This is a genomic window from Paenibacillus sp. E222, assembly GCF_013401555.1.
Taxonomy (GTDB): Bacteria; Bacillota; Bacilli; order Paenibacillales; family Paenibacillaceae; genus Paenibacillus.
On sequence record NZ_CP058552.1, the window covers coordinates 4,402,864 to 4,417,177 of the forward strand.

12 protein-coding genes are annotated in these 14,314 nt (G+C 42.3%); 7 read left to right on the forward strand and 5 right to left on the reverse strand.

The window, feature by feature from the left end; translation table 11 throughout:
- Positions 1-49: 49 nt before the first annotated feature.
- The 4 genes from HW560_RS19950 (at position 50) to HW560_RS19965 (ending at position 6,004) form a co-directional block, all read left to right on the forward strand.
- On the forward strand, positions 50-2,101 hold the full coding sequence (locus tag HW560_RS19950; protein ID WP_179264398.1) for a serine hydrolase domain-containing protein: 2,052 nt from the start codon (positions 50-52) through the stop codon (positions 2,099-2,101).
- Between the two features lie 188 nt (positions 2,102-2,289).
- Complete coding sequence (locus HW560_RS19955) at positions 2,290-3,639, forward strand: FAD-binding oxidoreductase (RefSeq protein ID WP_373565005.1); 1,350 nt, start codon at positions 2,290-2,292, stop codon at positions 3,637-3,639.
- A 167-nt stretch (positions 3,640-3,806) separates the two neighbouring features.
- Complete coding sequence (locus HW560_RS19960) at positions 3,807-4,685, forward strand: RCC1 domain-containing protein (RefSeq protein WP_179264402.1); 879 nt, start codon at positions 3,807-3,809, stop codon at positions 4,683-4,685.
- Between the two features lie 236 nt (positions 4,686-4,921).
- Positions 4,922-6,004, forward strand: a complete 1,083-nt coding sequence (locus HW560_RS19965; RefSeq protein WP_179264404.1) for an ABC transporter substrate-binding protein — start codon at positions 4,922-4,924, stop codon at positions 6,002-6,004.
- Between the two features lie 204 nt (positions 6,005-6,208).
- Here the strand turns inward: HW560_RS19965 and HW560_RS19970 are convergent, their stop codons facing one another.
- The gene (locus tag HW560_RS19970) at positions 6,209-7,657 is read right to left on the reverse strand and encodes an amidohydrolase family protein (RefSeq protein WP_179264406.1); all 1,449 of its coding nucleotides are present in this window, start codon (positions 7,655-7,657) and stop codon (positions 6,209-6,211) included.
- Between the two features lie 240 nt (positions 7,658-7,897).
- A complete protein-coding gene (locus HW560_RS33990; RefSeq protein ID WP_257031380.1) occupies positions 7,898-8,761 on the reverse strand; it encodes a cupredoxin domain-containing protein in 864 nt (287 codons plus the stop codon).
- Positions 8,762-9,288: 527 nt separating this feature from the next.
- Between HW560_RS33990 and HW560_RS19980 the strand changes: the two genes are divergently transcribed.
- From HW560_RS19980 to arsC, 3 genes are all read left to right on the forward strand, one after another.
- Positions 9,289-9,615, forward strand: coding sequence for an ArsR/SmtB family transcription factor (locus HW560_RS19980; RefSeq protein WP_179264408.1), 327 nt, complete (start codon positions 9,289-9,291; stop codon positions 9,613-9,615).
- 72 nt (positions 9,616-9,687) lie between these two features.
- Positions 9,688-10,983: an arsenic transporter gene (locus HW560_RS19985; protein ID WP_179264410.1), complete on the forward strand. Its 1,296-nt coding sequence runs from the start codon at positions 9,688-9,690 to the stop codon at positions 10,981-10,983.
- A 29-nt stretch (positions 10,984-11,012) separates the two neighbouring features.
- Entirely contained in the window at positions 11,013-11,432 is a 420-nt protein-coding gene (gene arsC, locus HW560_RS19990) for an arsenate reductase (thioredoxin) (RefSeq protein WP_090902429.1), read from the forward strand.
- A 316-nt stretch (positions 11,433-11,748) separates the two neighbouring features.
- On the opposite strand, the gene HW560_RS19995 is transcribed toward arsC, so the two are convergent.
- From HW560_RS19995 to HW560_RS33515, 3 genes are all read right to left on the reverse strand, one after another.
- Entirely contained in the window at positions 11,749-13,263 is a 1,515-nt protein-coding gene (locus HW560_RS19995; protein WP_179264412.1) for a DHA2 family efflux MFS transporter permease subunit, read from the reverse strand.
- Positions 13,264-13,342: 79 nt separating this feature from the next.
- The gene (locus tag HW560_RS20000; protein ID WP_090899387.1) at positions 13,343-13,957 is read right to left on the reverse strand and encodes a TetR/AcrR family transcriptional regulator; all 615 of its coding nucleotides are present in this window, start codon (positions 13,955-13,957) and stop codon (positions 13,343-13,345) included.
- Positions 13,958-14,145: 188 nt separating this feature from the next.
- A complete protein-coding gene (locus HW560_RS33515) occupies positions 14,146-14,280 on the reverse strand; it encodes a YjcZ family sporulation protein (protein ID WP_208642753.1) in 135 nt (44 codons plus the stop codon).
- Positions 14,281-14,314: the final 34 nt, after the last annotated feature.

Here is a 14,314-nt window from a genome sequence, read left to right on the forward strand (position 1 = left end):
TGATGAATGCAATCATATGCACAGTATCATAAGGGAGGAAGTTATTATTATGAAGAAACTAATCAGTATGTTATGTACGGCTGTACTTGTTGTCATGCCGATGACAGATGTCAGGGCAGAGGGAAACAAGATGGGAGCGATTGAGGATCAGGCTGGGCGACTTGCCACAGAGATGGTGCAGAATTATGGTGTCACAGGTATGCAGTATGCGATCATGGATGAAGGGAAGATCATTTTGTCCGATAGTGTTGGATTCCAGGACAAGGCATCCCAGAAACCAGTCGACAAGGATACCATGTTTGGAATAGGCTCGGTTAGCAAAATGGTTGTCACAGCTGCCACCATGATGTTGGTCGATTCCGGTAAAGTGGATCTGGACCAGCCCCTCACTTCGTATATTAAAGATTTTGAAATGGCGGATGACCGATATACCCAAATAACGCCACGCATGCTTATGAATCATTCTTCCGGGCTCTATGGTACCCATTATGGAAACAGTATGTTATTTGACGATAATGATACCCGCAATCATGATGAATTACTGCTCAAACTAAAGTCAGAAAAATTAAAATCAAACCCTGGAGCTTATTCCGTATACTGTAATGATGGCTTTCAGTTGCTTGAGATACTGGTTGAACGGGTGAGTGGATTAAGCTACAGCGAATTTATTGCCAAGTTCATCAGCAATCCGTTACAGTTGCATGCAACCAAGACACCACTTGATTCTTTTGATAGAAAACAATTATCTGAAACCTATTGGCCTACGATTAAAACGAAACTGCCTGTTGAAAATGCCAATATCATTGGTACAGGTGGAATCTACTCGACCGCAGAAGAATTAAGTCGATTCGCTGAAGTATTGATAGGAAACAAACCGGATATTCTGTCCAAAACCTCAGTAGAGTCCATGCAAAATCATGAATATCGTCGAGGAATATGGGTGTCAGAAGAGCGAAATACCTTCAACTATGGTCTTGGATGGGATGCGGTAGCACTTGCACCGTTCAGCGATTATGGCATTACCGCACTTACCAAAGGTGGAGACACCATGTTGTTTCATGCCTCGTTAATCACTATACCGGAACATGATATATCGATGGCGGTTCTTTCTTCGGGCGGGTCTTCTGTCTATAATCAGCTGTTTGCCACTAAAGTTCTGCTGGAGGTTCTTGAGGAACAAGGCATCATCGACGAGATAGAGCCTGATGAGACATTCTCACCACCTGTCAAAACGAAGATGCCTTCGGAATTGACGGCGTATTCCGGTCTCTATGGTACGGTAGGTGCAACCCTTGATATAGAGATTAAGAATGGCGAACTCTCACTTCCGGCTATGCAGGGAGGACTTATCCCGGAGCAGAATTACGTGTACACGGGTGGAGGGGAGTTTACGAGTAACGACGGAAGCGTGAAGATCAGCTTCGAGAAAGAAAGCAATGACAAGGTATATCTTAAAGTTCAGGCGCATATCACGCTGCCCGGATTAGGCCAAACCGTGATGAACACTTATGATTATCAAAAATTGGAAAATAATTCGCTGGATACAGCATCGAAAGAGAGATGGAAGGCTAGAAACGGTTCGAAATATTATGCGTTGGATGAAAAGATAACGTCGATCTTCTATCTGCTCCCAACGATGCTGATCAAAAACCTGTCCGTAGATGTGGAAAGCGGATATGCGAATGGTACCCGAGTTGTTGATCCGGATAATGCAGAGAATGTCGTTCAGATTCCTGTTATGAACGGAAGAGATGCATTCGATCTGCATTTCCGCACGAAGAACGAAGCGGAGTACTTAACTCAGGATGGACAGGAGTATATTGCGGAGGAGGCCATTACACCAATCTTTGGTGGCAAAACAGGCATCACCACCATTCCGGCAAACGGTCAAGCTCGGTGGTATGCCATCGATTCCCGCTCGGCGAACAAAACGTTAACGGTGGATACTCCGGAGAGCGGAGGTTATGCCGTATATAACGCTGAAGGTGAAGTGGTTCAATTTTCGAAAGCAACGAATCAAGAATCAACGGTGCTTCCCAAAGGTGGTTTTATCGTCTTTGGTGGTGAAGCGGGAGATGTCTTCAAGATTCAACTAAAATGATTGCATAAGGAAAAAGGATTCCATTTGAAAATATCGGGTTCTGAGCGTAGGTTGCTCGTGATCCGATATTTTTCTTTTTTTATACGCCCAAACACAACCAGATTCTCCTTCATAGGCTATATGGAATCAGCCTAATTTGTTATTGGAAAATACATGTTTTAATGACTAAGGAGTTGGATAAATACGTGATTTCAAAAGTGAAGCTTACAGGGCGAGTGGTGTTTAAAGGTGACCCTGGTTATGAAGTGGCTCGGAAGAACTGGGACCCGCATACGGACAGATTCCCTAAAGTGTTTGTGTTCGCTCAAAAAACACAGGATGTAGCCAATGCGATAAGATGGGCGCGCCAAAATAAGGTGCCTATTCGTCCGAGAAGTGGGAGGCACGCATTAGAGTCCAACCTTTCACAAGTCAATGGTGGTATAGTCATCGACGTTAGCGAAATGAAGAGAATCAAGTTAAACAAAAAAAGCGGAACGGCCGTCGTTGAGACAGGTAATCGGGTAGGAAGAATCGTGGATACGTTGGCTCGACAAGGATATATGTCCCCATTTGGTGACAGTCCAACGGTTGGAATTGGTGGAATAACACCTGGTGGCGGAATTGGTCCACTGCAAAGAACAACGGGTCTCATCTGTGATAATCTAATCGAGCTCGAAATGGTTGACGCTAAAGGGCGGATTATTCGGGCGAACAAAAAGCAAAATTCCGATCTTCTCTGGGCTACACGTGGCGGCGGAGGCGGTAACTTCGGTGTATACACTAAATATAAATTCAAGGTGCGGCGCTCTCCAGCCAAAGCTACTGTATTTAGTATCACATGGCCATGGGATCAGTTCGAAAAAGTCGTGAAGAAATGGCAAGTATGGGCACCTAAAGCCAGTACCAAGCTGGGAAGTGAATTAAGTGTTGGTCCCAAAAAAGGCGGAAATGTTAGCATGCTTGGGGTATACCTCGGTTCAAAGAGTGAAGCCCTCCGTCAGTTGGAACCCATTCTTAGCGTAGGAACACCTACCAAAAAAAGCATTCTGTACCTGCCATACAGGGCAGCCACGAAGTTTTTGCTGGCCCCGGATCCTGTGCTCACCCAAAAATACAGCAACCAGTTTTCCAGTGGCTTCGGCAGACGCCCGTTCCCGGATAAAGCCTTCAAAGTCATGCGTGAGTTTCTGGAAAATGCAGAGGGAGGTACACCAGCCGGTTTCTATTTCCTTAACTGGGGTGGTGCTGTAAGTCGAGTTGCTCCTCAAGCCACTGCGTTTTACTGGCGAAAAGCTGAATTTTATGTGGAATGGAACAGCTCATGGGTGAAGCCATCGCATGCAGCTAAAAATATTGCTTTGACTCGGAACACGAGAACGAAATTGCAGCCTTATATTGTAGGGGCCTACATTAACGTACCAGACCAAGGTATTAAAAATCCAGGGCCGACCTATTATGGCAAGAACTACGCCAGATTAAGAAAAGTAAAAGCGAAATACGATCCGAAAAATGTATTTAATAACCCGCAAAGTATTCCACCAGCTAGATTAAAATAGGGTACGATTTCAAACCGTTAATTCTGAGAAGAGTTAACGGTTTTTTGACCTTTCTAATCGTTGTATTTACTATTTGTTGTATTTATTATTTATTGTAGAGTAAGATGTAAAAAAATAATATTCATACTGAATCGGGGTTCAGGCAATGTATTTCAAGGGGGTAAAAGATGGATTACACTTCGTCAATTGAAGCGGCATTAAAGGCGGAGCGCCCTAAATATACCGCCATAGCGGCGGGGCGACGTCATACCATTGGTCTTAGATCGGACGGAACGGTAACGGCAGTGGGGGATCATAAAGTTGGCCAATGTGATGTAAGCAGCTGGCGCGATATTGTGGCGATAGCGGCTGGTAATGTTCATATGGCGACGAACACAGGTAATGCGCATACCATCGGCCTAACGTCTCACGGCACGGTAGTGGCGGTGGGCTGGAATAAACATGAGCAATGCGAGGTAAGCGATTGGCGCAATATTGTAGCAATTGCTGCGGGGTGGCGTCGTACCGTCGGGCTGAAATCGGATGGCACGGTGATTGCTGTGGGACGAAATAATGAAGGCGAATGCGATGTAAGCAGCTGGCGTGATATGGTTGCGGTAGCCGCGGGAGACTGGCATACCGCCGGGCTTAAATCAGATGGTACTGTGACGATTGTGGGCAATAATCAATATGGCCAATGTGATGTAAGCGGTTGGAGCGACATCGTGGAGGTAGCGGCAGGGTACCTCCATACCGTGGGGCTTACATCGGGTGGCACTGTGGTTGCCGTGGGTGGAAATAAACATGGCCAATGCGAAGTAAGCAACTGGCGTGGTATTACGGCGATAGCGGCAGGCAGTAATCATACCATTGGCCTTCAATCGGACGGTACGGTGGTGGCCGTGGGATGGAATAAGTACGATCAATGCAATGTAGGTAACTGGAGTGACATTGTGGCGATAGCTGCGGGTTGTGCTCATACTCTTGGCATTAAATCAGACGGCACGGTGGTGGTTGTGGGTGATAATGAATATGGTCAATGTGATGTAAGAGGTTGGTGTGGTTAATTGCACCGGCTTTTTTTGTTTTATACGGATTTGCTGCTAGAAACGACTGGCCTGGAGGGAATGAATAGTGGACAGGCAGTTAAAATGTCACAATGGAATGTGATTAACGATAATTCGCAACCTTTTAATATGATAATAGTTATCATTCTCATTTACGTCATTCGACATTTGCTGTATACTGACAATGACTATGATACATAATGGCCAAAGTGAAAAAGGAAAGGGAGAGATTTTGAATGTTTTTATCCGTAAAAAAAGGAGCAATTCTATGTTTAATGACTGCACTTGTTCTTGTGCTTGCAGCTTGCTCCAGTAGTAATGGCAGCAGCAAAGCTGCAAACACTAGCTCACAGGAAGCAGTGACGGATAGCGATACGAATGCTTCAACAGATGGGCAAAAAACGGATGCGGATGCTACAGGCGCAGCTCAAACAATATACCCAATCGTTGTTTCAAACTATACAACTGAAAACGGCACCTGGGTGGCAAAGGAACAAACCTTCGATAAAGCACCTGAACGAGTGGTTGCCAATACACAAGGTGCAGCGGAGTTATTAATTCGTCTTGGTTTAACTGACAAGATTGTTGGCGTAGCAGCGCTGTTTGGCAATGTGCCTGAGGATATTGCTGAAGATTTCAAAAAAATTCCTGTGCTATCTGAAGGTTATGTAGGTAAAGAAGTAACCATTGGTGCTTCGCCTGATCTGGTTATGGGGCGCGGGGGATTGTTTGAAGATGCAGATTGGGGCGTTGGCACTGTAAACAGTCTGAATGAGATGAATATCAAAACCTTTGTACAAAGTACCAGTGTTACTGATGCAAAATTAGATAATCTATACAAGGATATCACTGAGCTAGGTGAAATATTTAATGTACAAGCGAATGCAGCGTCTTATATCGAACAGCTCAAAGCACGTGAGAAAGCATTAGCGGCTCGAGCAAGCGCTGAAACGATCAACTATGCATCTTTTTTTGATAATGGTGATGGAACCATTGGAGTGTACAACGGAAATGGAGATACATTTATTGAAAGTGCCATGTCATTAATCAATATGCATAATATGCTGATTAACGAAGAAGGCACGCTCAGTTTGGAGAAGCTAATCGAGATCAATCCAGATGCCATGATTATTTCTAAATATGCTGGCGGTATTGATCCGGAACAAACGATTGAAAAGCTGCTAACCAACAAGCAATTGCAAAGCATTAACGCGATTAAAAACAAGAAAATTTACGTTATTGATTTCAATAACTTCTGGGGTTACGGGGATTCTATCTTCACAGGAGTTGAAGCACTCGCAGATGATCTGAACTTGTAAGAGCAGATGCGCTTGCTTGATCACCATGCATGCAATTAATATCATGTTTATTTTAACGGCAGAACAGTAATTTACTGGGCTGTCGTTTTCTTTTTAATAGGATCAAAGCATTGAAACAGGAAAAGCCCATCCTCTTCATATTCGGGAAGAGAAGGGCTTGGCCGCATTCATGATTATGCTAGATGTTTTAGCAGAGGATCCCGATCATAGCGTTTCATCTTTCATATCGGCTACTTTTATCACGGGATAGGTTTGAACTGCACGGTCCAACGTTTGTTTCTCCATCAGTTTTCCATCCAAGATAACCGCGGATATGCTTGTTGTATTTCGAATATCCTCTAACGGATTTTTATCAAGAATTACGAGATCAGCAAGTTTTCCTTTTTCTACGGTGCCCAGTTCCTGCTCTCTTTCCAAATATCGTGCCGGATTCAACGTTGCTGACTGCAAGGCCTGAAGTGGGGTGAGGCCGCTTTTAACTAGCCATTCAAGTTCATCATGCAAGGAAATGCCGTATATAAAGTTAGTCATTTCGTAACTGGAATCGGTGCCTGCAAGCATGGGCACGCCGGCATCATTTAATTTTTTGACCATGCCCGGCGTTAGGGAATTGATGGCCTCCATTAATTCAGTTTGTTCCGGAGGGGTGGCGCGAATCACTTCGGCCCATTGCTTCTGCACGGCCGTAGGTACGTATTTGGACCGCGGATCGATTTCGGTTTTGGCCATATTCAAATAGGTAACCATGGTCGGTACAGGCCAGACACCTTTTTCTTTGAATTTGCGGAACAGCTTGCTGGCCTTGACGGAGTCATAGGCTTGGGAAGCCTCGATCTCTGCCAGCGAATAACCAAGCAAATCACTCATGTCGGCATTTTTGAAAAGTTCGTCCTCGATGCTCGAAGTGGCAATAAATAAGCCGTGTAGGTGTTCTATGCTCTTAAATCCTAGCTGAACGGCTTCGCTGGCCCGAACCTCTACCGGTAAATGACCGACAACTGGCAAACCGTACTTATTCGCTTCGTCCATAACCTCCAGAAACAGAGGACGCGGCAACCAAGAGTATACTTTGATATGATCCGCGCCTTTTGCCACATTCAGACGTACGGCTTCCCGCGCTTGTTCCTCTGTGCTCAAGTAGAACATGTGCGGAGCCTCGTCAGCCGGACCTCCATTTAGAGTCGAACCCGCATAGACAAGACGTGGGGCAGGCATTCCCGCTTGAATACTCGTTTTCCATATATCGACGTTCTTTAAAGCCGCCCCCATCTCCCGTACTCCGGTCACTCCATTAGCCAGAAAGAGAGGGAAAGCATTTTTATAGTTATCTTCCAGATGGACATGCATGTCCCACAAACCAGGAATGACGTATTGGCCCTTAGCATCACGTACCTGTGCGTAATCGGGGATGGCCGTTTGACTGCTGTTTCCAATGTGACTGATCTTGTTATCCTTAATGATAATGGTCTGATCGCTGGTTAACTTTCCGGACCTTACGTCTACAATCGTCGCATGCTCAAGTGCTAACGTCAGCCTTGTCGCAGGTTCAATGCTTGCATAACCGGTACCTGTACCGCATACTAACACAATCCATAATGCCATGAACCCAACTATGTACTTCTTGAAGCTGCCCAATTCTCTCGTTAAACTCATTGTTGTCCTCCTCATAGATATGAATGATATCAATCGATAACTTCATTGTAGAGTGTGAATCCTGATTTTTTATTAATTCATTCTTACAAAAAGCTTACATTTGAAAGGGAGGAGGATTTGTTATATAAAGGTCAACAAAAGCAATCCAAATAGGGAGCGTAGTGTCATGATTAACTGACACTACGCTCCCTAAATCGACTAACTACGATGGGCAATTCATCTGGAAGGGGGAAAGTTCGCTTATACCACGGTGATCGTTCCATAATACATGTACATGCCACAATTAAAGTTGTAAGTTCCAGGTTTCAAATCTTTTAGGGTAACGAAGTTATCTCCTTTTTCAAGATACACATCTATCCCTAAATCTTTGGACTGAACACTTCTTATACATGTATAACCCGAATGTTTTATGAAATTTATTTTTGTCGGAACTCCTGCTTTTACTTCAATATTCTCTTGACTAAAACCATCTGATTTTATGTCGACTGATACAATCTGAACTCCTGAATTTTCTTGAAGAGAATTAGCTTGCTCACTCTGCGACTCTTGTGATTTGGTGGCCGATGTTTCATTCGGTTGATATTGGTAAAATAACGTTGCACCTACAGATACAACTCCAAAAGTGACCGTTAGTATTCCTGCAATAAACGGCATCCCTATACCACTTTTATTTGTTTTATCGTTAGTATCCGTTTCTTGATTCGCCAATTGAAGAGCAACGCTCAAAATAAAAACAAATAGAATGTCAACAAAGATCATCATGATATAAGAAGGACCAACCATTGCCCCGAGCATTGCGCCCATCATGCCACCCATAATTCCTGCCAACATGCCATCCAAAGTTGCCAATAGACTGATAGGTTTGCCTGTGAAGTACCCGGCTGCCAAGCCAAACAATATAGCGGTAATGGATGGGACTGTTAAATCACGTGGAAACACAATGCCTAATTGTACACCAAGTGCAAGGCTTGACATCATGCCAACGGTCATAGCGATCATCATGCCAGGCATACCCGCAAGTTTTTCTTTACGCTTATATGCTTTTAGAACAATGAATGCTGAAAATAGTACAACCATAACCATACTTAATATCGCTAATACCACAATCTTATCCTCCCAATATCCTTACATACAGTAATGATGTGTAGTTATCTACTCATTGACATTACGATCAAGAACATTCATCTCATGTACTAATATATCAGAATTATCATAACATCATGACAATTGTCACAGACAAGTTCAATGGATTGTCGCAATAGTATGAAGATAATTTGACATTTTGCTGATGCCTCTTTCTATAAATTAATTTATAGTTAAAATTTTAGACATTAAAATTTTAATTCGATATTATTGGATGGATTGAGAAGCAGTAAGGGAAGAAGATTACCATAAGCGGAGAGCAACATGGGTGTATGCAGTCTGAATCGTCCAAAAGTACAGGTAGCCGAGCAAACAAATGATTGTAGTTCATCTTGTTCCAATTAACCTGGAATAGGTCTGATTAACATGAAATTCTTGGAACAAATGTAAACCAATAGTTTTATGTTCACTTTGAATTAAAATTGACAAGAAGACTTGTGCATTATAATATAAGCATGTGCTTATGTATAGAAAAGGAGGTAAGTGATATGAATTCTATTCAAGAAGCATCAGATAAGTTAAAATTGCTTGGGGATAAGACTCGTCTGACGATACTTACACTCCTCAAAGAACGTGAATGGTGTGTGTGTGAGTTTGTAGACATACTGGACATGTCACAACCTGGGATCAGTCAGCATTTGCGCAAGTTAAAGGATCAAGGCTTGGTCAGAGAGAATAAACGTGGACAATGGGTATACTACTCTTTGAATGTTGAGGATACACCTTATATTAAATCTGTGTTGGAATTTATGCCAGATTCTGCAGCCATTCTTAAGGCATTGAATAAAGAGAACATTTCATCCGTATGTAATTAATTTTTAAGCAATATATAAGTATATTGTTATATGATTATGCGATGGAATTCATTTGATCGGAGGCGTACATGATTGTTTTCTACTTTTCTAGCTTGCATTATCTTTTTAATAACGTTAGTGCTCGTCATCTGGCAGCCTAAAAACCTGTCCATAGGGTGGTCTGCTTGCGGCGGAGCAATTCTGGCGTTACTTGTAGGCGTAGTTCATTTCCAGGATGTTTGGGATGTTACGCAAATGGTATGGAACGCCACGCTTGCTTTTGTGGCCATTATTATCATCTCATTGGTTTTGGACCGTATCGGTTTCTTTGAATGGGCAGCTTTACATATGGCGAAGGCAGCTCATGGCAGAGGTGTTCGGATGTTTGTATACGTCTCCCTCTTAGGAGCTGTAGTTTCTGCTTTCTTTGCCAATGACGGAGGAGCATTGATTCTGACCCCAATTGTTCTGGCTATGGTCCGCGCACTGAATTTTGATGAGAAAAAAGTGTTTCCCTTCATTATTGCCAGCGGATTTATTGCGGATACAACTTCATTGCCATTGGTTGTAAGTAACCTAGTAAACATCGTATCTGCCGATTTCTTCGGTATTACGTTCATGGAGTATGTAGGCAGAATGTTTATTCCGAATCTGTTTTCACTGGCTGCAAGTATCGGTGTGTTATATCTCTTTTTCAGGAAAAGCATTCCCAAACGGTTTGATGCAAGTGAATTGAAAGCACCTGTAACAGCGATCAAAGATCTGAAGATGTTCAGGTTGTCATGGATTGTACTTGGCATCCTGCTCGTCGGTTACTTTGGCAGTGAATTAGTCGGTGTGCCTGTATCTATTGTGGCAGGAGTCGTGGCTATATTCTTCCTGATTATGGCTTCTCGTAGCTCTGCTGTACCGACTAAAGTAGTCGTTAAGGAAGCGCCTTGGGCAATCGTATTCTTCTCTATCGGTATGTATGTCGTGGTCTATGGCTTGCGTAACGTGGGTCTGACGGATCTGCTGGCCGTAGCCATCCAGGCCGTGGCAGATCAAGGATTGTTTGTCGCAACGATTGGTATGGGCTTTATTGCTGCGATCATTTCATCTCTGATGAACAATATGCCTACGGTTTTGATTGACGCACTCGCCATTGACGCAACAACGGCTACGGGGACCGTTCGGGAGGCGTTGATCTACGCCAATATTATTGGTTCCGATCTAGGTCCCAAGATTACACCGATTGGTTCACTGGCAACACTGCTCTGGCTTCATGTGCTTAGCACCAAAGGCGTCAAGATTTCATGGGGCACCTACTTTAAGACAGGTATCATTATCACAGTTCCTACTCTACTTATTACGCTAGTGGGTCTCTATCTGTGGTTAAGCATTCTATAAATTCAAACAACGAGGAGAAGATGATGAACATGAGCAAGAAAACACTTTACTTCCTATGCACAGGCAACTCGTGTCGGAGCCAAATGGCTGAAGGTTGGGCCAAGAAATATCTGAGTGAGGACTGGAACATCTATAGTGCAGGAATCGAAGCTCACGGTTTGAATCCAAAAGCAGTAGAAGCGATGAACGAAGTAGGTATCGATATTTCAAGCCAGACATCGGACATTATTGACTCCGAGTTACTGAACAGTGCAGATTTCGTCGTCACATTATGCGGGGATGCGGCAGATAAATGTCCAATGACCCCTCCACAAGTGAAGCGAGAACACTGGGGATTCGATGATCCCGCGAAAGCGCAAGGTACAGAAGAGGAGAAATGGGCTGTATTCCAAAAGGTTCGTGACCAGATTGGGGAGCGCATAAAGACGTTTGGTGAAACTGGAAAATAACATGAAAAGCCGGGAGTAACTTTACCCGGCTTTTCGAATTTGAAAGGATATTTTAAATGAAACTTCAATGGATCTACTCAATATCATATTTCTTGAGCAAGTTTTGTTGAGATAGATTTACCTGATCATCGTAAAGCGTATTCCCTACAATTTCACTGAGATGAATATATACCCGGTCGATTAGATTGAAATTATACCTAACATGTAAGTTTAGAGGAGAGAAAAAATGGAGCCTGCTATCTTAAAGATAGTAGGCTCCATTTATATTATATATTCTTTAATTTTGTCAGTATTGTTTTTGATCAAATGGTTTTCATTAATTTACTGCGGGTTTTGTTTTAGGTTTACCCTGATGATTTTTTAGAGCCTCGACAGGTTCATCTTTGACTTCCGCACGTTTAATGAAGAAAACTAATATTAAGGCGACAATATTAATGCCAAGTGCGATATAGAAGGAATATTGAATTCCGGCGAGCAACGCTTCCTGGGTTAACAAAGCTTTATTGGCTGCTGTCAAGGTTGTTGGGTCAACACCCGTCATTAAATCTTCCGCTTTTGTTTTGGTCACCGAATTCATGATCGTAATCAGAATAGCCGTACCAATCGAACCGGACACTTGCTGAGCAGTATTGTTGACAGCTGTACCATGTGGATTTAAGCGTGTTGGCAATTGATTCAGGCCGTTAGTCATAATAGGCATCATCACCATGGCCATACCAAACATACGCAGAGTGTACACAAGGATAATATAAGTGTGCGTAGAGTCAATTTGCAGGTTTGCCAGCATGTACGTTGATATCGCTGTAATCGTAAGTCCAATTACGCCGAGAACCCGTGGACCATATTTATCAAATAGTCTACCTGTAATAGGTGACATAATCCCCATGATGATTGCACCTGGCAGCATCATTAAACCTGAATCAAGTGGTGTGATACCTCTTACGTTTTGTACGTATGCCGGTGTTAAAATCATTCCGGAGAACATCGCTACTGCGTTTACAATCGCAATAACAGAGCCAAGGGCAAACATCGGATACTTGTAAACCCGTAAATCCAACAAGGGTGTTTCCATTTTCAATTGACGCACAACGAAGGCGATCAGGGAAATAGCTCCAACGATTAAAGTGATTAAGACGACTTGATCAGTCCAGCCATCTGAACTTGCAGAGCTGAAACCATATAACAAACCACCAAAACCGATGGAAGATAATATGATCGAGAAATAGTCCAGTGTTGCATTTTTGTTTTGCTGCATTACATTTTTGGATTTCCAAATCCCTAATAATAAGCTAATGACGGCTAACGGTAAAATCATTTCGAAAAGTAAACGCCAGTCATAATATTCTACAATGAAACCTGATAATGTGGGCCCGATTGCTGGGGCGGTAATCATAACTAATCCGAAAATACCCATTGCTGTTCCGCGTTTTTCTCGTGGGAAACTTACCAGCATAATATTCATTAACAGGGGTCCCATTACTGAAGAGCCTGCTGCTTGAACCATTCTTCCTGTAAGTAATAAACCAAAGTTTGGTGCAACGGCTGCTATGGCCGTACCTAAAGTGAAAATGGTCATGGAAGTAATGAACAAACTTCTATTGGAGAAACGTGTTAATAAAAATGCTGACGCCGGAATTAATATACCACTGACCAGCATATAGCCAGTAGATAGCCACTGAATCGTGGAATAGTCTTTAATGTTCAAATCCACCATAATGGATGGCAGCGCTACATTTAAGAGCGAGTTATTTAGAAATGAAACAAATGCACCAATAAAAAGAATGGCAATCATTAAATAGGGTGGTTTTTTTTCCTGTAAAGCTGAATCCATATATTTGTTTTCTCCTTTTTTGACACTTCATTTGATCCCTTAGCTCGTTTAAATATATGTGTATAAATATATCTATCTATTAAATTTTTTTAAATCCTCTTTTTAGCAGTTCCATCTGCTCACCATAATTTTTTAAAGCTTCTTCATAGGTCAAATCCTTTACGAACACTTGAATCAGGTTATCAAAGGTTACAGCTATAATGATTTTTAAAATATGCTGCAATTCTCGTTCACCTTGTATATTTAAAGTTTCCGTGTTCATTAACTCAATGATAGGTAAAAGCTGATTTTCCCGGTTTTCTTCATAAATATTATTTGTAAATGTTTTCTCTGTTTTATAATTCATGTTTAAAAAAGCATTTCTAAAAAAGTTTTTGTGTTCTTGATTAGTGTGATTCTGAATCATAAATTGAAATGAATCGATAAAAGCTTCGAATACATCTCCGTTGTTCTCTTTTAAAGCTGCAATAAATCGGTCATTATTTTTCTGCGAGGACTGGTTCAACAGATAATAATACAGATCCTCTTTTTCCTCGAAATACTGATAAAAACTTCCTCTGGAGATTCCCGCGTCTTTGATAATATTGGCGATGGACGCTTCGTGTAATGGAACTCGTGAAAATTCCCTTTTGGCACATTGAATTAACGTGTCCTGTTTTTCTTTCGATAAGTGAAAAAATGTTTTTTTGGGCAAATATGATCCTCCAATCTTAATGAGTGACACTGTGTCACAATTGATGATTAATGAATTATATATGACACCAATGTTATACGTCAACAATAAAAGTGACACCGTGTCATATGTGGGGAAAAGGTGCATTCGAACAAAAGACCGCCAACCACTTAAGGTTGACGGTCTTCGTATCTCAACAGAAAAATGTTCTAGAACAAACAGGCTTTAGTGATAATGACCAGAAGAATAAACAGAACCAAAATTGCTCCGGTAGAAGTCCATCCAGGGTATCCGCATCCACCTACTCCAACTCCACCAACATTTTCTCCGCATCCATAGCCCATCTTTAATTCCTCCTTTAAATTAAGGTACAGCATA